General features: G+C 65.0%; 18 protein-coding genes. 8 read left to right on the plus strand and 10 right to left on the minus strand.

Annotated elements, in window-relative coordinates; genetic code table 11:
- Window positions 1-10 precede the first annotated feature (10 nt).
- From RIC54_RS21630 to RIC54_RS21640, 3 genes are all read right to left on the minus strand, one after another.
- The gene (locus RIC54_RS21630) at window positions 11-1144 is read right to left on the minus strand and encodes a hypothetical protein (RefSeq protein ID WP_350088700.1); all 1134 of its coding nucleotides are present in this window, start codon (window positions 1142-1144) and stop codon (window positions 11-13) included.
- A gap of 64 nt (window positions 1145-1208) precedes the next feature.
- Window positions 1209-1814 (minus strand): HD domain-containing protein, encoded by a 606-nt coding sequence (locus RIC54_RS21635; RefSeq protein ID WP_350088697.1) that lies wholly within the window; start codon window positions 1812-1814, stop codon window positions 1209-1211.
- Window positions 1811-2128, minus strand: a complete 318-nt coding sequence (locus RIC54_RS21640; protein ID WP_350088694.1) for a hypothetical protein — start codon at window positions 2126-2128, stop codon at window positions 1811-1813. The genes RIC54_RS21635 and RIC54_RS21640 overlap by 4 nt, the downstream gene beginning before the upstream one ends.
- A 159-nt stretch (window positions 2129-2287) precedes the next feature.
- Between RIC54_RS21640 and gbd the strand changes: the two genes are divergently transcribed.
- Together gbd and RIC54_RS21650 are read left to right on the plus strand one after the other, a co-directional pair.
- The gene (gbd, locus tag RIC54_RS21645; RefSeq protein WP_350151414.1) at window positions 2288-3415 is read left to right on the plus strand and encodes a 4-hydroxybutyrate dehydrogenase; all 1128 of its coding nucleotides are present in this window, start codon (window positions 2288-2290) and stop codon (window positions 3413-3415) included.
- A 122-nt stretch (window positions 3416-3537) separates the two neighbouring features.
- Window positions 3538-4791, plus strand: a complete 1254-nt coding sequence (locus RIC54_RS21650; protein WP_350088691.1) for an MFS transporter — start codon at window positions 3538-3540, stop codon at window positions 4789-4791.
- A 6-nt stretch (window positions 4792-4797) separates the two neighbouring features.
- Here RIC54_RS21650 and RIC54_RS21655 read toward each other — a convergent pair whose 3' ends face one another.
- Window positions 4798-5703 (minus strand): DMT family transporter, encoded by a 906-nt coding sequence (locus RIC54_RS21655; RefSeq protein ID WP_350088688.1) that lies wholly within the window; start codon window positions 5701-5703, stop codon window positions 4798-4800.
- Between the two features lie 148 nt (window positions 5704-5851).
- On the opposite strand from RIC54_RS21655, the gene RIC54_RS21660 reads away from it, so the two are divergent.
- On the plus strand, window positions 5852-6571 hold the full coding sequence (locus RIC54_RS21660; RefSeq protein WP_350088685.1) for a hypothetical protein: 720 nt from the start codon (window positions 5852-5854) through the stop codon (window positions 6569-6571).
- Window positions 6568-7737 carry an MFS transporter gene (locus tag RIC54_RS21665; protein WP_350088682.1) on the plus strand — a complete coding sequence of 390 codons (1170 nt, stop codon included), beginning with the start codon at window positions 6568-6570 and terminating at the stop codon, window positions 7735-7737. The genes RIC54_RS21660 and RIC54_RS21665 overlap by 4 nt, the downstream gene beginning before the upstream one ends.
- Window positions 7738-7744: 7 nt before the next feature.
- Here RIC54_RS21665 and RIC54_RS21670 read toward each other — a convergent pair whose 3' ends face one another.
- Complete coding sequence (locus tag RIC54_RS21670) at window positions 7745-8905, minus strand: hypothetical protein (RefSeq protein ID WP_350088679.1); 1161 nt, start codon at window positions 8903-8905, stop codon at window positions 7745-7747.
- A 199-nt stretch (window positions 8906-9104) separates the two neighbouring features.
- On the opposite strand from RIC54_RS21670, the gene RIC54_RS21675 reads away from it, so the two are divergent.
- Both RIC54_RS21675 and RIC54_RS21680 read left to right on the plus strand, forming a co-directional pair.
- A complete protein-coding gene (locus tag RIC54_RS21675; RefSeq protein WP_350088676.1) occupies window positions 9105-9887 on the plus strand; it encodes a class II aldolase/adducin family protein in 783 nt (260 codons plus the stop codon).
- 41 nt (window positions 9888-9928) lie between these two features.
- Entirely contained in the window at window positions 9929-11554 is a 1626-nt protein-coding gene (locus RIC54_RS21680) for an amidohydrolase (protein WP_350088673.1), read from the plus strand.
- 98 nt (window positions 11555-11652) lie between these two features.
- Here the strand turns inward: RIC54_RS21680 and RIC54_RS21685 are convergent, their stop codons facing one another.
- Both RIC54_RS21685 and RIC54_RS21690 read right to left on the minus strand, forming a co-directional pair.
- Complete coding sequence (locus tag RIC54_RS21685) at window positions 11653-12705, minus strand: TRAP transporter substrate-binding protein (protein ID WP_350088670.1); 1053 nt, start codon at window positions 12703-12705, stop codon at window positions 11653-11655.
- 291 nt (window positions 12706-12996) lie between these two features.
- Complete coding sequence (locus tag RIC54_RS21690; protein WP_350088667.1) at window positions 12997-14049, minus strand: TRAP transporter substrate-binding protein; 1053 nt, start codon at window positions 14047-14049, stop codon at window positions 12997-12999.
- A gap of 274 nt (window positions 14050-14323) precedes the next feature.
- Here RIC54_RS21690 and RIC54_RS21695 point away from each other — a divergent pair, with 274 nt between their 5' ends.
- Window positions 14324-15778, plus strand: coding sequence for an amidohydrolase family protein (locus RIC54_RS21695; protein WP_350088664.1), 1455 nt, complete (start codon window positions 14324-14326; stop codon window positions 15776-15778).
- Between the two features lie 3 nt (window positions 15779-15781).
- Here the strand turns inward: RIC54_RS21695 and RIC54_RS21700 are convergent, their stop codons facing one another.
- Entirely contained in the window at window positions 15782-16804 is a 1023-nt protein-coding gene (locus tag RIC54_RS21700; protein WP_350088661.1) for an FkbM family methyltransferase, read from the minus strand.
- A 183-nt stretch (window positions 16805-16987) separates the two neighbouring features.
- Here RIC54_RS21700 and hydA point away from each other — a divergent pair, with 183 nt between their 5' ends.
- Window positions 16988-18448, plus strand: coding sequence for a dihydropyrimidinase (gene hydA, locus RIC54_RS21705; RefSeq protein WP_350088658.1), 1461 nt, complete (start codon window positions 16988-16990; stop codon window positions 18446-18448).
- 112 nt (window positions 18449-18560) lie between these two features.
- Here the strand turns inward: hydA and RIC54_RS21710 are convergent, their stop codons facing one another.
- Together RIC54_RS21710 and RIC54_RS21715 are read right to left on the minus strand one after the other, a co-directional pair.
- Window positions 18561-19580 (minus strand): FkbM family methyltransferase, encoded by a 1020-nt coding sequence (locus tag RIC54_RS21710; RefSeq protein ID WP_350088655.1) that lies wholly within the window; start codon window positions 19578-19580, stop codon window positions 18561-18563.
- 184 nt (window positions 19581-19764) lie between these two features.
- Window positions 19765-20655 carry a LysR substrate-binding domain-containing protein gene (locus RIC54_RS21715; protein WP_350088652.1) on the minus strand — a complete coding sequence of 297 codons (891 nt, stop codon included), beginning with the start codon at window positions 20653-20655 and terminating at the stop codon, window positions 19765-19767.
- Between the last annotated feature and the right edge of the window lie 114 nt (window positions 20656-20769).

Raw genomic sequence — 20769 nt, forward strand, 5'->3', positions numbered from 1 at the left:
AAAGGTCCTCCTACAACGCCCGGGCGCGGCGATGCTCGACGCGCAACAGCAGGTCGATGTCCACTTCGCCCGACTGCCAGTTCTGGAGCGGCTTCACGAACCGGCGAAGCGCGTTCTCCAACTCTCCCCATGCGTTGCCCTTGTGGCGTTCCAGTTCCTTTTTCGGAACCAGCGGCAGCATTCGCACGATTTCTTCCATCGCTTCGACCTGCTCCCAGATCGCCGCCTCCAGAACGCCGTCCCAGATCGTCAGCACATGTTCCCAGCCGTCCAGCAGCCAGGACAGCCGGTCGAGCCGGTCCTGAATGACCGGCTCGACCTTCCGCCATCCGGTCAGGGTCCGGGCGAGGTCGTTGGCAAAGGCATCGACCTCGGCGATCACCGGGTGGCCGACATCGAGTGTAAGCTTCGCGACGTCTGCGGCGAGCAGCGACAGCCCGTCGGGATCGGCGTTGGAGCGCTGGTTCCACTCGCTCGCGTTCATGCGGAATGCCTCCAGCCGTTTCATCAGGCGGCGCAGTCGGCATTCGTGCGGCATCATCGACAGGCCCAGCGGGGCAATCAGGTCCGACCAGACTTCAAGGCACCGGTAGATCTGTTCGGACGAAGCGCCGAGCCCGTCGGCGATCTCGTCGAGAATTTTGCGGGCCTTTCGCTGGCCCTGCGGCGACGACAGCTCGGCAACCGTCAGCGAAGCCGGAGTGGGCGACAGGCGGTCGACAACCGAGTTGATCAGATAGAAGTTGGTCAGGAGGCGTTCGTTGTCCTCCTGTTCGAGCGCGACCTTGGAGCATTCCAGGGAATCGGGGCCGGCGAGGCCCGTCATGGCGGTCTGGTTGGCGCAACGGCGCATCATCCGTGGGGTCGTCGCCTTGGCGTCCTGTATCGCTTCATGCAGCGCCCGGTCGTGGACCGTCATCCGGAAGACTTCACGGACCGCTGGCCAGGCGATCACGTAGACGCCGCTGCCACCGGACATGCCGGGAATGAGAATCTCCAACCCGTCGCGCTGATCGGATCGAACGCGGGAGAACGCAAGCGTGGGCGTCGTGAAGGGGGCGACCACCCCCCGTTCCTCGAACGTCGCCGGCCAATACCGCGTGCTGAGATGCCCGCCTTCGGAGTTGTTCGTCGCATCGGTCATTGAGCGTCCGTTCCCCATTCCCCGCACCGACAGTTGCTGAAAAGGCCGGACAGCGCACCTTCAATCAGCAGACGGCCGTGCCCCCCAGCAACCGGAAGCGGTCAATATAGCGCTGTTTGGCTTCGTTTGGGGACATCGCCTCGATTCGGATGTCACTGCCGACCCTCGGCGTACCGAAGAACCCGCGCGCTTCGCTGGCGGCAAACCCTGCCAGTTGGGTTGCTTCCAGATAGGCGGCGACCCGGTCGGCGCGTTTGATCAGCTTGCCGATCGGCGCCGGCAGTTCCGCCGGCAGGCCCACGCGCAGATGGACGGCGCGCATCAGCGCCGCCTCGATCGTCTTGTAGTCCGGCCCGATCACCGACTTGAACGGAGTGATCATGTCGCCGATCACATATTCGGCGGCGTCGTGCAGCAGGGTTGCCAGGCGCCAGCGCTGCGCAAGGTCCCGATCGATAAGGCCGGCCACCCGCTCCACCAGCACCGAATGTTGGGCGACGGAATACGCCCATTCGCCCGACGTCTGGCCGTTCCAACGGGCCACCCGGGACAGCCCGTGCGCGATGTCCTCAATCTCCACATCGAACGGTGACGGGTCCAGCAGGTCCAGCCGCCGGCCGCTCAGCATCCGTTGCCATGCCCGCGGTGGCGCGGCGGCAATGCGATTCACGATTTCCCCCGCGAACGGTCGCGTCCGACATAGGCCCAGACGCCGGTCGCTACCAGCGGTCCGAGCACAAGGAGGAGCCGGGTGAAGATCGCCATGTTTCGTTCCATTACGTACTGGGTCTCGAACAGCACCTTGCAGCGCTCGCGGCCATCGGCCTCGAAGTACCGGGTCGCGCAGCCACGGATACCACGGTCTCTTTCAGCGGCGATCGCCGCCGCGGCTCGCGGCCAGCGATCGAACGCAATGGTGCCTGCCACTGCCGCCCAGACCACGGCAGCTGCCAGCGCACCCAGCAGAATGAACCGGCGTTCCATACACTGGACATAGCGTCGCCGCCAACCGGCTGCAATCCGCTCCCGGTCGCTGGAATCCGGCTTTCGCGGATTCGACCAAGCCGGCTGGCGCGGTGTTGCGACGGATGTTTATAGTCGCAGCTCCGCCTGTGGCTTTCTCCGGAGGACTACCTCGTGACCATGATCAGCTATCTGACCAACATCACCTTCGAGCATGGCGCGGTGAAAACCCTCGGGGCCGAGATGGATGCGTTCGGGATGAAGCGCCCGTTGATCATCACCGACAAGGGGCTGGTTGCTGCCGGGTTGATCGACACGGTGCGAGGCGTGGTGCCGAACGACAAGGCCGTGACGATCTTCGACGGCACCCCGGCCAACCCAACCGAGGCCGCCGCACGGCAGGCGCTGGCGGCTTACCGCGAAGGCGGCTGCGACGGCATCGTCGCGGTTGGCGGCGGATCGTCGATGGACCTCGCCAAGGCGGTCATGCTGATGGTCGAGCATCCCGGTCCGTTGGAGACCTACGCGATGATCAAGGGCGGTGTGCCGCGGATCACCGACCGCATGCCGCCGCTGATCGCGATCCCGACCACCGCCGGCACCGGCAGCGAGGTCGGGCGGGGGGCGGTCATCGTGCTGGAGAGCGGCGTGAAGACCGCATTGGTCTCGCCGCACCTGATCCCGAAGCGCGCGATCTGCGACCCGGACCTGACGCTCGACCTGCCGGCGGGGTTGACGGCGGCCACCGGCATGGACGCGCTGACCCACTGCATCGAGACCTACCTGTCGCCGAAGATCAATCCGCCGGCCGAAGCCATTGCGCTGGACGGCGTGTCGCGCGCGGTGCGGCACCTGGAGCGGGCCGTGGCGGATGGCCATGACCGCGAGGCGCGCTGGAACATGATGATGGCGTCGATGAAAGGAGCCATGGCGTTCCAGAAGGGCCTCGGTGCGGTGCACTCGATGTCGCACCCGCTGGGAGCGCTGCCGGAGCCCCGGCTGCACCACGGCACCCTGAACGCCGTCATCATGCCGACGATCCTGCGATTCAATCACAGCCATGTCGGCGACAAGTACGACACGCTGCGCCGGGTCATGGAACTGCCGTCGAACGCTGACCTGCCCCAGGTGATCGCCGAGATGAATGCCCGGCTGAAACTGCCGGCGAACCTGCGGGCGATGGGCGTGACCGAGGCGATGATTCCGATCGCGTCGGAGCAGGCGGAGTTCGACCACTGCACCCCGACCAACCCCCGCCCGGTCGACCGGGCGGGCTTCGAGGAACTGTTCGCGCAGGCCATGGGGTGACCTTGGGCGCCGCGTGGCGCGCGTTGCGAACGGATGGGCATGACAGTCATGCGCCTCAATGACTTGACCGGTCAGGACGCGAGGCACACCCTGCTGCGATTCCTGACAGGATTTCAAAGCACATGACTGTTTTGTCACCGGCCGCCGACGACGGCCAGACCGGAAGTTTCCGCGGCGACGTCAAGGTCATCAGCCTGATCGGAGTGGCGCACTTCTTCAGCCACTTCTACATCCTGCTGTTGCCGCCGCTGTTCCCGGTCCTGAAGGACGCGTTCGGAGTCAGCTATGTCGACCTCGGCCTGATCCTGGTGGCGTTCTCGGGCGCGACCGGCATCAGCCAGATCGTCTGCGGCTATCTGGTCGACAAGATCGGTGCCAAGGGCATCCTGATCGGTGGTCTGGCGCTGGAAGGTGCGGCGTTCCTGCTGATCGGCCTGTCCGGCAGCTACTGGACGGTCGTCGGGCTGATGGTCGTCGCGGGCATCGCCAACGGCGTCTATCACCCGGCCGACTATGCGATCCTGTCGGCGTCGGTGTCGGAGAAGCGGATGGGGCGGGCGTTCTCGCTGCACACGTTCACCGGGTTCTTCGGCGGAGCGGTGGTGCCTGCGACGATCATCGGCCTGGCCGCGCTGTTCGGCTGGCAGGCCGGGGTGGCGGCGTGCGGGGTGGCGGGAATGGTCGCGGCACTCGGCCTCATCGTGTTCGGGCGTTCGCTAAAGCACGAGCCGGGCTCCGACAAGCGGCGTAAACCAGGGGCCAAGTCGGATACCGGTGCTGCGCCGGTTTCGATCCTGCTCAGCCCGCCGATCCTGATGTGCCTGCTGTTCTTCACCCTGCTGGCGCTCAGCCAGGGCGGAATCAACCAGTTCCTGATCGTGACCCTGAACGCGCTGTACGACACGCCGGTGGCGGAGGCGACGGTAGCGCTTACCTTCTATCTGTTCGGAACCGCCGGAGGCATCCTGGTCGGCGGCCAGATCGCCGACCGGACCCGTCACCACAACCGGGTGGCTGCCACCTGCTTCTTGTACACCGCGGTCGCCGTGCTGGTTGTCGGCAGCGTGCCGTTGCCGCTGTGGGGACTGGTCGTACTGATGGTCAGCCAGGGCATCGCCCAGGGCATCATCATGCCCAGCCGCGATATGCTGGTGCGGTCGGTGACCCCACCCGGAGCCATGGGCAAGGTGTTCGGCTTCGTCTCCAGCGGATTCAGCATCGGCGGCATCGTCTCGCCGCTGCTGTTCGGCTTCCTGCTGGACAGTGGCCATCCCAGCACCGTGTTCTACGTGGTCGCCGCGTTCATGGTGATTTCGCTGGTAACCGTGTTCACGGCGGTCGGCAGCCGGTCGTCGGCGTCTGCATCCGGAATGTGACCGGGATCAGTCGTTCCGTCGGTTGATCTGCGCCTCGCGGTGCAAGACATACAGGCCGCTGGCCACCAGGATGGTGGTACCGGCAATCATCCAGCGATCCGGAAAGTCACCGAAGATCAGCCAGCCATAGAACGTCGCGAACACGATCTGGGCATACTGGAACGGCGCCAGCAGCGACGCCGTGGCGACCCGGTAGGCGTGGATCAGCAGCAGATGAGAGGCACCGCCCAGCGCTCCCATCAGTGCCATCAGACCCCACTGCTCCAGCGATGGCGTCTGCCAGACGAACGGCAGGATCAGGCTGGCGCCGGCGGTTCCGACCAGTGCCGTGTAGAACAGCATCGGGATGGTCTGCTCGGTCCGGGTCAGGATCCGGGTGGTGATCACGAACGATGCGAAGATCAGCGCCAGCAGAATGACGAGCCCATAGGCCCAGTGCACCTCGGCAAAGCCGGGACGAATGATCACGAAGGTTCCACCCAGCCCGATCAGCACCGCCATCCAGCGTCGCGGCCCGACCCGTTCACCGAGCAACGGCACCGACAAGGCGACCACGAACAGCGGTGCCACGAACCCGATCGCGACGGCGTCGGCCAGCGGGATGTAGCGGATCGCCGTGAAGAAGCAGGTCGTGCCGGCCAGCAGTTGTACGCCGCGGAACAGAACGAGGCCGATGCGGTTGATCCGCAGCACGTCGGCCGGGTGGCGGCGGATCAGGAACGGCAGCATGAACGCGAGATGGAAGGCGTAGCGGCCCCAGACCACCATGCCGACCGGCATCTCGCCCGACAGATGCTTGGCCGCCGTGTCCATGGTCGCGAACAGCAGCTCGGCGAACACCAACAGGCCGATGCCGACGGCCGGATCGCTTGACGTCTCCCCTGTCCTGCTGGGAGCGGGGGCCACTGGCACGGGGGTCTCGATGGGGGCGGTCATGACCGGACGCTGACATACGGGTGCCGCAATGGGAATGCATCTTCACCCATCGGAGCCAGCGGGCTAGAACGACCTCCGGGCGGAATCCGGAAACGACGCGACAACCAGAATCCGGGAACGGGTAATGAGTCTATACGAGAGCGACCGCCGGTATCGTCGGCGTTTCTGGGGCGGCGTCATCAAGTTCGCAGTGCTTGCGGGATTTATCGTGGCGACGGCGATCATCTCCTATCAGGTCGGAATCGAGGACCTGGAGAGCCGGGTGCGGGGCTATCAGCAGGAGATTTTCGAACTGGAGGCGCGGCAGAACACGCTGGAGCAGGAAGCGGCCAACCTGCGGCTGGGCGCCGAGCGCGCCAAGCTGGCGGTTGAGGAGTGGGAGCGACGCTACGCCGCCGAGGTGCCGGTGGGTCCGCGCAAACAGATGCTCGATCTGGTCATCGAGCGGCTGAACGCTGGTGTCTCGGTTGAACGTCTCGGCTTCCTGATCCAGTCGGCCGACGATCCACGCGACTGCAAGCCAGTTGAGAACAAGCGGTTTCTGGTCAAGACGCCATTGTACGACGGCAAGAACACTGTGGTGTCGTTCGCCGACGAGTCCATTCTGGTAAGCGGATCGGGCGTATCGGCAAAGACCGCCGACGGCTTGCCCCAAGCCTGGTTCGAACCGCAGGAGCCGCTGACCATCCAGATCGCGCGGATTGATGGAGCGACCCGCGAGGTTGTTGGAAAACTGCCGCTGCACGCCTCGATGATCCGGGGCGGCATCGAATACCGGTTTCAGTTGCGTGCCGGATCGACCGGCTTCGTGCAGGTGTCTGCAGAGGCGTGTGCCTATCCATGACAGCCGCATTGCCGCTGGTTCTGACGCCCGGCCGGGTGGGCTGGAGCCTGGCGGCGCATTTCGTAAGTTCGCTGTCGATCGGCGTTGCGATCGGCGGCATGGTGCCGCTCATGGCGCTGACCCTGGAGCACCGCGGCGTCGACCCGGTGCTGATCGGCGTCAACTCGGCGATCGGGTCGCTTGGGGTAATCGTCGGGGCGCCGTTCGTGCCGTCGATCATCCGCCGGCTGGGCGCCGCCAACGGGATTGCGGCGGGTTTGCTGCTCACTACCTTGGCGGCGGCCGGCCTTGCGTTCACGGACAGTTTCCCGGCTTGGCTGGTCTTGCGATTCCTGACCGGGGTCGGCGTGGTCACCCAGTGGGTCGTCAGCGAGACCTGGATGCAGGCCATCGTCGAGGAGCGGCGACGAGGGCTCGTCATGTCGGGCTACATCACGTCGATCGCGTTGGGGTTCGCTTCGGGTCCGGTGCTGCTGACCTTGGTCGGAACCGAAGGATCCACGCCGTTTCTTCTGTTCGCCGGGATGATTGGCCTGACCGCCCTGCCGGTCCTGCCGATCCGCCGATGGGCGCCGCCCCTGATGCTCGGCCAGAGGGGCAGCGTGCTGCGGTTGATGCGCGATGCGCCGACGGTCGCCTGCGCCGCGATCGCCGTGGGCCTGGTGGACTCGGCGTTCTTCACCTTCATCCCGCTCTACGGGCTCCGGGTTGGGCTTCCTCACGAGACGGCAATTACGCTGCTGACGGTGGTGTTGGCCGGCAATGTCGTGCTGCAGGTCCCCCTCGGCTGGCTTGCCGATCGGGTCAGCCGTCGCGGCTTGCTGCTGGTGCTGGGCGGAGTGTGCTGCGTCGGTCCGGTGGTGGCCGGCTGGGCGCTAACCGTGGGTTCGATGATCGCCTACCCGGCGTTGTTCCTGTGGGGCGGCGCCGGATTCGGTCTCTACACGGTGGCGGTCACGATGCTTGGCGAACGTTATCGCGCGGGTGAGTTGGCCGCAGCGAACGCCGCCTTCGTGATCGCCTTCGAACTGGCGAACCTCGTGGGACCGCCGGCTGCCGGGTGGGCTATGGAAGCCTGGGTCCCGCACGGCCTGATGGTCTGGATGACCATCGTCGCCGTCGGGTTCTTCGCAGTGACCTCTGTTCGCGGTATCCAGCGGCGCTGACGGTTGATCAGGGCAGCGGGCCCTTGGCCTCGCAGAACTGGCGCTTGGAGACCATCGGTTGACAGAACTCCTTGGCGGCAGCCTCGCTGGGGAACCCGACGGCAAGCAACCGGACATAGGTTCCGCGGCCCTTGCCGCTGTCGAACTCGCTGGTCCGCATGGTCATGCCCTTGAGCTGCGGGAACTGTCGCTGCAGGGTCTTCCAGCCGTCGGTCGCGCCCTTCTGGGACCGGTACGAGGCAAGGTGAACGGCCCAGTTGCCGCCGGTTGCCGCGGCGGCCGGCTTGGCGGCGGCCCCTTTGGCCGGCATGGCTCCGCCGGCTTCCATTCCGGCAAGCTTCTCGAGGCGGGTGACCACCGCTTCCAGCCGCGTCACCAGGGTCTTCTCCATCATCGGGTCGCCGGCGCCGTGCATGCCCGGCTCACCCATCATCTTGCCGTCGTCGCCGACCATCGGAACCGGATGCGCCGGCGCGCCGATCGGTGTGGTTTCAACCGGAGCCGCGGGAGCCGCAATCGGTGCCGCGGCGTTCGCCCGATCGTTCGCGAGGCTGACGGAGACCAACTCCTTGCGGTTCTGCCGGTTGGCGAACTGGCGAAGGCGCAGGACGTAGTTCTGCACTGTGGGCGCGTAATAGTAAGTGTCGCGGTAGTCCTTGCGCTGGCAGTCGACCCGGAACGCGTCAAAGCGGCCGGCCTTGACCTCGACGGCCTCGTGGCCGGCGACGACGCATCGGTGCTCGTCCTGCCAGCCGGCGGGTGCGTTCTCGGACGATCCGCGCACCGAATAGGCGATGACATTGCCTTCCTGGAGCGGGAACAACTGGTTGGGCGATCCGATGATGGTCTGGCGCCCGCGTCCGAGTTCGGGGTCGTCGGACCACATCAGCGGGGGTGTTACGACCGCGGTGTCCTTGGTCCAGATCAGGCCGCTGTCGTTGGTCCAGACCACCCGGTCCGGCGAGACCGACACAACCTGTTCCCGGGTAACGGTCCCGCCATCGTCGTACACGAAAGCATCGCCCGGGGCGTAAAGCGGGGCGGGGGCCGGTGCCGGCCCGCTGTGCGCAGCCGACGAGCCACCGCTTTTGACCGCGGACCCGGTCGAGCACCCGACCAGCGCGAGAGCGCCGATCACGGCGGCGATAAGCGGCCGACGGTGCGCCATTGCTTAGCAGTACTCCGAGCCGAGGATGAGCGAATCGCGTATAAGCATCAATATTTTGCGGATTTCTGTCAAGGCAACCGCAACATTCTGATTCGCGACGGATCGATCTGCCATATCGATTGACCACGATCCGTCCGAAGGGCCACAGTTTGCCCTGACGCCGCTCTGGCGTCGATTCTTCCAAGACGAGGAGGCTGTCATGGCCCTGGCGCTAGCGCCCAAGATTCCGTCCGTTCGCGACCGGGTGAGCGATGAGGAATGGCGTGCCCGTGTCGATCTGGCGGCCTGCTATCGGTTGGTCGCGCACTACGGGTGGACCGACCTGATCTACACGCACATCTCGGCGCGGGTCCCGGGCGAGGATGGCGCGTTCCTGCTCAACCCGTACGGCTTCATGTTTGAAGAAGTGACGGCGTCCTCGCTGGTGAAGATCGACTTCGAAGGCAAGGTCCTGATGGAGACGCCGTTCGAGGTGAACGAGGCCGGCTTCACCATCCACTCGGCCGTGCACATGGCGCGCCACGACGTCGATTGCGTGATCCACACCCACACCGTTTCGGGAATGGCGGTGTCGGCCCAGGCCGACGGCCTTTTGCCGCTCACTCAGAACTCGATGATGTTCTACGGCGAACACATGGCCTACCACGAGTATGAGGGGATCGCCCTGGATCTCGACGAGCGGACACGGCTGCAGCGTGACCTCGGTGACCGCTACGCGATGATCCTGCGCAATCACGGTCTCCTGACCTGCGGGCGCACCGTCGCCGAGGCGTTCGAGATCATGCAGAACCTGGAGCGTGCCTGCGAGGCGCAGCTTTCGGCGCAGGCTGGTGGCGTCAAGCTGACCCACCCATCGCCGAACGTGTGTGCCCACACCGCGGACCAGTTCTGGAACTACCACAAGAACAAGCCGTTCGGCGAACGGGCCTGGCCGGCTTTGCTGCGGCTGCTGGACCGGCACAATCCGGGTTATGACGCCTGACCCGTCGAACTGAGCGACCATCCATCGAGGAGAACTGACGCATGTCGCGTGTGCATGCCGACACGGTTTTGACCGGGGGCAAGGTGTTTCTGGGACCCGGCCTGGGGTTCGCCGAAGCGGTGGCGATCTTTGGCGGTCGGGTTCTGGCGTCGGGGACGGTCGCCGAGATGGCGGAACTGATCGGGCCCGGGACGTCGCGGATCGATCTTGCCGGCCGACTGGCGGTGCCGGGGCTGAACGACGCGCATCAGCACATGATGAGCGTCGGGATGGGCACCTTCGAGGTGAACCTGAAGCGCGACGACATCCGCACCGTCGACCATGTGCTGGCGGCGATCCGGGACAAGGTGGCGCAGGTCGGGCCGGGCGAGTGGGTGTTCGGCCGCGGGTACGACCATTTCAATCTCGACGTGAAGCGCCACCCGCTGCGCGAGGAACTGGATCAGGTCGCACCCGACAACCCGGTCTACATCAAGCGGACCTGCGGCCACATGGGAGTCGCGAACTCCAAGGCCTTGGAACTTGCCGGTATCCGCGAAGGTGTCGCGCAGCCCTCAGGTGGGCATGTCGAGGCGCAGAACGGCAAGCTGACCGGTCTGCTGCAGGAAACCGCCCAAAATTTAGTATATCGGGCGTTCCCGGCCGCCAGCTTCGGCGATTTCGTCTCCGGCATCGAGGCTGGCGCCAGGCTGAACCTCAGCTACGGCATCACCAGTTGCACCGATCCGGCCGTCGGGCTGCGGGAGGGTTTCAAGGACTGGCAGGCGTATCTCGCCGCCCGCCGCCAGGGGCGGCTGCCGGTACGCATGTACCTGATGCCGCTGGCGGGCGCGACCGGCTGGCCGGAGCGCATCGTCGACATGGACCTGATGACCGGCGACGGCGACGAATGGCTGCGGGTCGGCTCGATGAAGCTGTTTGCCGACGGATCGGCTGGCGGCAAGACCGCGGCGATGTTCCAGCCCTACGCTGACGACACCGAGAACCGCGGCATCTTCATCTACGGGGATGAGGAGCTGCACGGGATGATCGCGGACTATCATGCCCGCGGGTTTCAGATCGCCACCCACGCCATCGGGGACGCGGCCATCGAGCAGGTCCTGAGCGGTTATGAACGGGCGATGGGCAATGCGATCGACACCCAGCGCCGCCACCGGATCGAGCATTGCGGCTTCCTGACCCAGGGGCAGCTGGACCGGATGGCCGCCATCGGCGTGCTGCCGGCACCGCAGTCGATCTTCCTCTACGAGTTCGGCGACCTGTATGTCGACGCCCTGGGGAGCGGCCGGCCGGAAGCCAGCTATCCGATGCGCCGCTGGCAGGATGCCGGCCTGTTTCCGTCCGGCAGTTCCGACGGACCGGTGTCGTCGACCAACCCATTCCGCGGCCTGTACACCATGGTGACCCGCAAGACCAACAAGGGGACGGTTCTGGGGGCTGAGGAAGCGTTGAGCCTCGAGGAGGCGATCGGCGCCTATACCGTGAATTCGGCGTACGGCTCGTTCGAGGAGAGCCTCAAGGGGACGTTGACCCCCGGCATGCTCGGTGACGTGGCGGTTCTGGACACCGATCTGTTTTCCACAGAGCCGGAAGCCTGGCTGGCCGCTCAGGCCGACCTCACGATCGTCGGCGGACAGGTGGCATATGACCGGCTGGGGCAGAACTGACGGCGGTGAAGGCCGCGTTGCGGTTTGATTCGTAGGCTGAAACGCGAACGGCCGGTCCCAGGGGACCGGCCGTTGCTGATTGTGAAAGCGTGAACGGCTTACTTCAGGTAGCCGTTGTCCTTCCAGATCGCGTAGTCCTTGCGGAAGGCGGACAGTGACGCCCAGATCTTCTTGGCGTCCTCGTTGGTCTTGATTTCCTCGGCTACGACTTCCTGCCAGGCAGCCTCGAACTTGGCGAGCATGTCGTCCGACCAGCGATGGATCGTCACGCCCTTTTCCTGGTGGAACTTCATCGCGTCGAACTGCACGGCCTCGCCACGCGAGAACATGAACATGGTAGTGGCGTCACACGCACCCTTGATGACTGCCTTCTGCGTGTCGTCCAGTGCGTCGTAGGCCGGCTTGTGGATCAGCAGCTCGTCAAGGGTCGACTGCTGGTGCCAGCCCGGGAAGTAGTTGTGCTTGGCGACCTGGAAGAAGCCGAGTTCCTTGTCGATCGCGGGCATCGAGAACTCGGTCGCATCGATCGATCCCAGTTCAAGAGCGGGGTAGATATCGCCGCCTGCCAACAACTGGGTGGAGACTCCGAACTTCTCCATGACCTTTGCACCAAGTCCGAAGAACCGCATCTTAAGGCCCTTCAGGTCGTCGAGCGACTTGATCTCTTTCCGATACCAGCCGGACGACTCAGGTGCGATAATTCCACATTGGACGTATTGGATGTTGTCCTTGGAGTACATGTCGTGCGCCAATTCCTTGCCGCCGCCATATCCCATCCACGCGAGATACTCCCCGGACCCCGGCCCGAACGGGACCGCAGAGAAGAACGCATACGCGTTGTTCTTGTTGACGTTGTAGCCGGGAGTGCCGAACGCCGCGTCGAGCGCGCCGCTTGATACCGGATCGTAGTAGCTGGTACCCGGCACCAAGGCACCCGGTTCAAAGAATTTCAGCGTTACATCGCCACCCGACATCGCGGTGATGGTGTCAGCTGCGAAGTGTGCACCTTCGCCGAGCACGATCAGCTTGCCGCCGAACGCGGAGTGCATCTTCCAGCGAACCCGCTTCGCGTCGACGTCGGATGCCGCCCCCGCGATTGTGACCGCCGCAAGCACGCCGGCCGCGACCCTAAGCCATGTCTTACCCATCATTGGAACATCCTCCTCCGTTCGTTCCCCGTTTTCTTAATAAAAATGGCCGGAGATCGTTGCGATCTCCGGCCAAAGCCTTGGCGAGACTGGGAGGTTTCAACCAAGGGATTCCATGCGCGACCACCGGGTCGACGATTCATTGCCAAACAGATGGTCTGCATCAACATCGTTGTCATGCTAAAGATAGTGCATGGCCGCGAAATGACTGATGTGAGAACGCACTGGTGGCAAATTCGAATTAATTAGCGGGTCGTGCGATATCTCCGCTCGGTGACGTCCGATGGCAGCGCGTTACTTGAGGTAGCCGTTGTCCCGCCAGACGGCATAGTCGGCGCGGAACTTCGAGTAGGAGGCCCAGATCCGCTTGGCGTCCTCGTTCCCGGCGATCTCCTCGGCAACGACCTCCTGCCACGCTTCCTCGAACTTCGCGAGATCCGCATCCGACCAGCGGTGGATCGTCACACCCTTCTCCTGGTGAAACTTGATCGCGTCGAACTGGGAGGCTTCGCCTTTCACGAACATGTACAGGGTCGCCCGGTCGCACGCCGCGGCCAGCAGTTCCTTGTGGGGGTCGCTAAGCGCCTCGTACTTGCCCTGGTTGACGAGCAACTCGTTGATCGTCGACTGCTGATGCCAGCCGGGGAAGTAGTTGTGCTTGGCGATCTGGTAGAAGCCGTAGCCCTGGTCGGTCACCGGCATCGAGAATTCGGTCGCATCGATCGAACCCAGTTCCAGCGCCGGATAGATGTCGCCGCCGGCCAAAAGCTGGGTCGACACTCCGAACTTCTCCATGACCTTGGCGCCGAGGCCGAAGAACCGCATCTTCAGGCCCTTCAGGTCGTCGAGCGTCTTGATCTCGTTGCGGAACCAGCCGGAAGTCTCCGGCGGCGCAATTCCGCAGATGTAGAAGCGGATGTTGTCGCGGCCGTACATCTCGCGGGCCATGTCTTCGCCGCCGCCGTAGCGCATCCAGGCGAGGTACTCGCCGGCGCGCGGTCCGAACGGTACGGACGCGAAGAACGCATAGGCGAAGTTCTTGTTCACGTTGAAGCCCGGCGTCCCGAAGGCGCTGTCCAGGGCGCCGCTGGAAACCGGATCGTAGTAGCCGTTGCCCGGAACCAGGGCACCAGGCTCGAAATGCTTGATCTTGAACTCGCCGCCGCTGGCCTTGTCGACCGTGTCGATCATCATCGTTGGCGTGTCACCGATGATCGGAATGTTGCTCGCGTAGGCGGCGTGCAATTTCCAGCGGACTCGCTCTGCCTGCGCGTCGGCGGCAATCGAAGCCAGTCCGACCACGGCAGCGGCCCCGGCAAGGGCATAGCGCCAACAACGGCGTGACATCATCATACTCTCACCCAACCCTATGGTAAATTTTAATATGCTAACTGATGATAAGCATCATCATGGTCGTCATGCTATTGACTCGAGTGAAGATATAAATTTCCAATTTGATAAGTTAACAGCGCAGTATTTGCATCAATAAGGCATTGAACAATCGCCTCCCGATAGCGGTGGCCTTAGCCCGCCTGTGTGTTTGACGGTTTCGACGGGCCAAAGCACACTGCGTCGGCGGTCTTGCTCCCGATCGCACCAACAATCTTCTCGAGGTACCGCGATGAGCCGGACGACGGTGATCCGTAACGCTGACTGGGTGGTGGCCTGGGATTCAACGGCCGGGCCTGACGGAACCGGGGACCACGTTTATCGCCGGGGCGCCGACGTTGCCTTCCGCGACCACGAGATCGTCCATGTAGGCCCTGGATACGACGGTCCCGCCGATGAAACGGTGGACGGTTCCGGGCGGCTGGTCATCCCGGGGTTCGTGGACATTCATTCGCACCCGAGTTCCGAGCCCGGGAACAAGGGGCTCAACGAAGAACTCGGTTCGCCCAGGCTCGGGCAGTCGTCGCTGTATGAATACATGCCGGTGTTCCGCATGTTGCCGGAGGGAGCGAGCCACGCCACGCGCTTTGCGATCTGGGAAATGCTGCGCAGCGGCGTGACGACGTACTGCGACCTGTCCGGCGCCCGGGACGGCTGGGTCGACGAAGTGGCTGAGACCGGCATCCGCGGCGTGCTGTGCCCGATGTACCGTTCGGCGACCTGGACCACCAAGGACGGGCACTCGGTGGTCTACGACTGGGACGAGGCCGCCGGCGAGCGCGGGCTGGAGCGTGCGGTCGAGATCATCGACGAGGCCGACCGCCACGGTTCCGGCCGGATGTCCGGCATGATGGGGCCGTCCCAGATCGACACCTGCACGCCGGCGTTGATCCAGGAGAGCTTCCGCGTTGCCAAGGAACGCGGCATCACGATGCAGATCCACGCAGCCCAGAGCGTCGTCGAGTTCAACGAGATGACGCGACGCCATGGCATGACGCCGATCGAGTGGCTGGACGACATCGGCGTGCTCGACGCCGGAACGATCGTCAGCCACGGCATCTTCCTGAACGACCATCCCTGGCTGCATTGGCCGCAGGCCGACGATTTTGGTCGCCTGGTCCGATCCGGTGCCGCGGTTGCCCACTGTCCGAACGTGTTCTGGCGCCGCGGCATCGCGCTCAATCACGTCGGCCGCTACATGAGCGCCGGCATTCCCCTCGGGCTCGGCACCGACACGTTCCCGCACAATTTCCTGCACGAGATGGAGATCGCCATGGTCGCCGGGCGGCTGATGGCCGGCGATTTCACCAATGCGTCGACTTGGCAGATCTTCCACGCGGCCACCGTCGGCGGCGCCCGGGCGATCGGCCGGGACGACATCGGCAAGCTGGAACCGGGTTGCAAGGCCGACATCGTGCTGGTCGATGCCAGCCACCCGTACATGCAGCCGTTGCGCGACCCGATCCGCAGCCTGATCTACTCGGCAGGCGACCGGGCGGTCACCGACGTCTACGTCCACGGCAAGCGGGTGGTATCCAGCGGTGCGGTCGAGACCATCGACGTCGCGGCCACGGCGGCCAAGCTCAACGAGTTCCAGCAGATCACGATATCGGGTGTCCGCCAGCGCGACTGGGCCGGGCGCGCCATCGACGACATGTCGCCGATGGTGTTTCCGGGCGCCGATTGAACGTCAGGCAGCCCGGGGCTCGAATACCAGTTTCGGGTTCGGGTCCCGCGGGTCGGGCTGGATGTCGGCCATGGCGGCGATCGGGCGAAGTCCGTCGTCGGTCAACTGGAACATCGACCACCGGGCCGGATCGAATGGCTTGAGGAGTTCGTCAGCCTGTCGGCGGTAGAGCGTGATCAGGTGCGGATGAAATTCGACCACGAAGGTAGTCCGGCCCGCCTCGATGATCCGGCGTGAGCCTTCCAGCACCCCGATCTCGTGTCCTTCGACGTCGACCTTTACGAGCTTCGGCAGGAGGTCGGCATCGAGGAACGCATCGTCGAGGGCCATCATCGGCACGAAGTCATCGACGACCGAGCGAGGTTCGTTGCGGTTGAAGCGCCCCGTTTGCCCCTCAAGCTGTGTTCCCGGATTGGCCTCGATCCGGGGCATCATCGACAACCCGGATCGGGACGAAGCGCCGACGTGCAGCGCCCGGACCAGGTCGAACCCGTTGATCGACGCCATCTGCTCGATCAGCGGCATCAGGTCGCGCTGGATCTCCAGCGCGAACACCGAAGCGCCGGTGGAGGCGGCGAAGGCACTGATGTAGCCGACGTTGGCGCCGACATCGACGAACACATCCTGCGGTCCGAGGCGCTCCGTCACGAAGCTGATCAGCGTCTTCTCGTAGAGTTGGTCGTAGCCATCGACCATCTTCTTGAACTGCGTCGACGAGTAGTCGTTGATCGGAAACAGGATCTGCCGGCCGTTCGGCGCGGTCATCGCCCAGGCCTTGGTCTGGTTGTACCGGGCGGCACGGTTCTGCAGCGCGTGTACCGCGCGATTGAGCCGCCGGGCCAGGTAGCTGGCCAGCGTATTCTGGGGCGTAAGGGCGCCCAGCCGAAGCGTTCTGGAGAATTTGCTCAACTCGTCGCGCGAGTAGGGCGGCCAGTTCGCGGCCAGCACGGCGTTGATGTCGTCAGGGGCCTGTACCGCCTTGCGACGCTCGCGGTCGCGCGGTCCGAAGGCGGGCAAGGACATCATCTTGGGGATCTTCGACATGGCCGGACTATGACAGGCGGTTTCTCGAAAAACTACCGGGATCCCGTTCCGCATTGATCAGTCCGAAGCCGGGTTCCGGCCGTCCCGCATCACGCTTTGTCATACCGAAACGAAGGTGCAAGACTTCGCGCCAACCATGATGCAACGCGTGATCTGGAGGCAGGTGTGAGCGAGTTCGACGTGATTGTCCGGGGCGGCACGGTGGTGACGGCGTCGGAGACGATGCGGGCGGATGTGGGGGTCAAGGACGGCCGAATCGTGGCGCTCGCCGAGTCGCTCGGCGGCTCGGCGTCACGCGTGGTCGATGCGACCGGCCGCTACGTGATGCCCGGCGGGATCGACAGCCACTGCCACATCGAGCAGCCGTCTTCCACCGGGGGGAAGAACGCCGAGAGCTGGGAAAGCGGTACCCGATCGGCGGCCTGCGGCGGCACCACCACGGTGATCGCCTTCTCCAGCCAGGAGAAGGGCGAGGGGGTGAAATCCCAGGTCGACGCGTATCACGAGAAGGCGAAGCAGGCCTGCATCGACTACAGCTTCCACATTATCGTCTCGGATCCGAGCGACGCCGTGGTGCGCGACGAGTTGCCGGGGTTGATCGAATCGGGACTGCGCTCGATCAAGCTGTTCATGACCTACCCGAAGAACCGGGTGGACGACCGCGAGATCCTGAGGATCTTCGAGGTGGCGCGCCGGCACGGCGCCCTAGTCTGCGTGCACGCCGAGAACCACGACGCCATCATGTACATGACCCAGAAGCTGCTGGATGCCGGCCTGGGCCACACCAAGTACCATGCCTGGTGCAAGCCGGCCCTGGTCGAGCGCGAGGCCACGACCCGGATCATCATGCTAGCCGAGTTGATGGACCAGCCGATCCAGATCTTCCACGTTACCTGCGAGGAGGCGGCGGAGGAGATCCGCCGGGCCCAGGCTCGCGGCCTGAAGATCTTCGCCGAGACCTGCCCGCAGTACTTCGTCCTGACGGCCGACGACCTGGACGGCTCGCAGCGCGACGGCGCCCGGGTGCTGTGCTCGCCGGCGCCGCGCTCGGTCGCCGACCAGCAGGCGCTGTGGAACCACGTGCGCACCGGCACCATCGGCAACGTCACCTCCGACCACGCGCCCTACAACATGGACGCGCCGGACGGGAAGTTCTGGACCGGCGACAACGCGCCGTTCAGCCAGATCGCCAACGGCGTGCCGGGGCTCGAAACCCGGATGCCGATCTGCTTCCATGAAGGCGTGGTGAAGGGCCGGATCGACCTGCAGCAGTTCGTGGCGCTGACCTCGACCAACGCGGCCCGGCTGTTCGGCATCTACCCGCAGAAGGGAACGATCGCGATCGGCGCCGACGCCGACATCGTGGTCTGGGACCCGGAGCGCAAGGTGCGGATCACCCAGGAGATCCTGCACCACGACACCGACTACACTCCGTACGAGGGGATGGACGTGGTCGGCTGGCCGGCGGTTACCCTGTCGCGCGGCCGCGTGGTGTGGAACGAAGGCGAGGTCGACTGCCAGGCCGGCTGGGGCCGGTTCCTGGGCCGCGCGCCGTACGACTACATCAAGCCGCGCGGCGTGTTCCCGACCCCGTTCAACCCGATTACCGGTGAAATCGAAGGCTGATCGGTCTCAGGGGAACGGCCGTGCTGGCGGTGTGGCGATTGCGCTGGCGCGTGACCTGACGATGCGTCCGACGTGCGGGCGCTGGGGGCACGACGGACGACAATCGTACCCTTCAGCGCGGCAGCGGTTCGAACACCAGCTTGGGGTTGGGATCCCGGGGGTCGGGGACGACGTCGGCCATGCCGGTGATCGGCTGCAAGCCGTCGTCGGTGAGCTGCGAGCGCCGCCAGCGCTCGGCGGGGAACGGCGCCAGCAGCTGTTCGGCCGTCCCGTCGTACAGGCCGACCAGATGCGGATGGAACTCGACCGCGAAGGTCGTGGTCCCGTGCTCGATGATCCGGCGGGCGCCGTCGATCACCGCGATCTCGTGACCCTCGGCGTCGATCTTGACCATGCTGGGCCACAGGCGGTCGCGGCCGAAGGCGTCGTCGAGGGTGATCATCGGCACGAAGTCGTCGGCGATCGAGCGGGGGTCGTCGCTGGTGATGCTCCGGTTCGCCGAGGTGAACCCGGCGCCCGGCGAGGCGTTGATCCGGGGAATGGCGCCCAGCCCGGCCCGGCCCGAAGCACCAGCGTGCAGCGGCCGCAGCGTGTCGAAGGCGTTGAGGGTGGCCAGTTGCTCGATCAGCGGGATCAGTTCGCGCTGGAGCTCGATGGCGAAGACCGAGGCGCCGGTGGTGGCCGCGAACGCGCTGATGTAGCCGACATGGGCGCCGACGTCGATGAACACATCCCCGGGGCCGAGACGAGCGGCAACGAATTCGATAAGGGCCCTCTCGTAGTCCTGTCCGTACTCGTCGGCCATCGCCTTGAAGGCAATCGCCCCCGGCTCGCCAAGCGGGAACAGGATCTCCTGGCCGTTCGGCGCCGTCATGCTCCAGGTGGTGGTCTTGCCATAGCGTGCGGCCCGCTTCTTGAAGACGGTCACGACCTGCATCAGGCGCCACAGCCAGGCCCGGTGCCGGATGTCGACCGCGTCGGGCAACGTGGCCGCACGGCGCAGCGTGGCGGGAAGGCGCCCGAGGTCGGCGCGGCTTCGCGGGGGCCATGCCAGGGCGAGCAGGGCGGACGCGTCGTCCGGCGTCTCCAGCAACCGGCGCTTCGCATCCAGTGATGATCGGGAGATCGGCATGGCTCGTTTCATCGATTCCGGTTGGCGGCAGGCGATGGCAAGACGGTATCACGCGTCATCCAGACGGGCGAGCCAAGGGCATGGCGCGCCGAGGCGCCGGTGTTTGTTTTGGGGGTGACCGCAAAGCGTGTCGGGCTGTGGTGCGGAAAAGCTGCCTAATCAGCGATGAGCCACGACAAGTCTGTTAGCCACCTTCGCTCGTCATGCCGAGCAGCCAGTCCCGGACGTGCAATGATACATCAGACGCGCCTTGTCGCGGCGTCAGGAGATAGAAGTCCAGTCCACCTTCGAGAGCGCTGTCGAGCGGTTGCACAAGGTGCCCGGCCTTCAGATCCCGCTGAACGAGGAAACGGCTTGCCAGCGCAATACCTTGCCCAGCCAGGGCCGCGTCGAGAGCCAGTGTAGTCTGGTTGAACCGAAGTCCGCGCGACAGCTCTACTTCACCCCCGAAAGCCACTTCGATGAACTTCGGCCAGAGATCGTGTGTGTCGTGCAGGAACGTCATGCGCGACAGAGCCGCCGCATCGAGCGGGCGATCCTGTGCCGCGACCAGACCTGGCGCGCAGACAGCGACAATCTCCTGCGGGAACAGGAGGTCGGCGCGCAGGCTCGCCCCGAACGGCGGCCGCCCCTGGCGCACTGCAAGGTCGATCCCGTCGGCGTGGAAGCTCGATACGCGCTCGGTGGCGGTGATGCGGAGATCAATATCGGGATGGGCTTGGGTGAACTCCGCGAGCCGCGGAATGAGCCATTTCGACGCGAAGGTGGGTGTCACGCTGATTGTCACCCGCGACGGTGCCGACCGAAGCGCTGCGGTCGCCTCCGAGAGCTGGGAGAAAGCGCGCGAAACCGCCACGTGGTAGGCGCGACCCTCCTCGGTAAACGCCAGGCCGCGCGGTTCCCTCAGGAACAGGCGAAGGCCAAGATGCTCCTCGAGTCCGCGCACCTGCTGGGCCACAGCCCCTTGGGTCACGCCAAGACCGACAGCTGCCGCGCGGAAGCTTAGATGTCTGCCCGCCGCTGCGAATGCCCGGAGGCCGTTCAGGGGAGGCAAGCCGAATTCGTCCGACACCATAGATTTTCTACACTCACGCGACAGCCCAGCTGGCTGGTCAGAGCACCCTAGGCCCCTTATCTGCTGGATAACAGATGCAGCCGGCACTCTCCGGCAAGTAAGGAGCATGGGATC

This window comes from Thalassobaculum sp., from assembly GCF_040219215.1.
Lineage (GTDB): Bacteria > Pseudomonadota > Alphaproteobacteria > Thalassobaculales > Thalassobaculaceae > Thalassobaculum_A.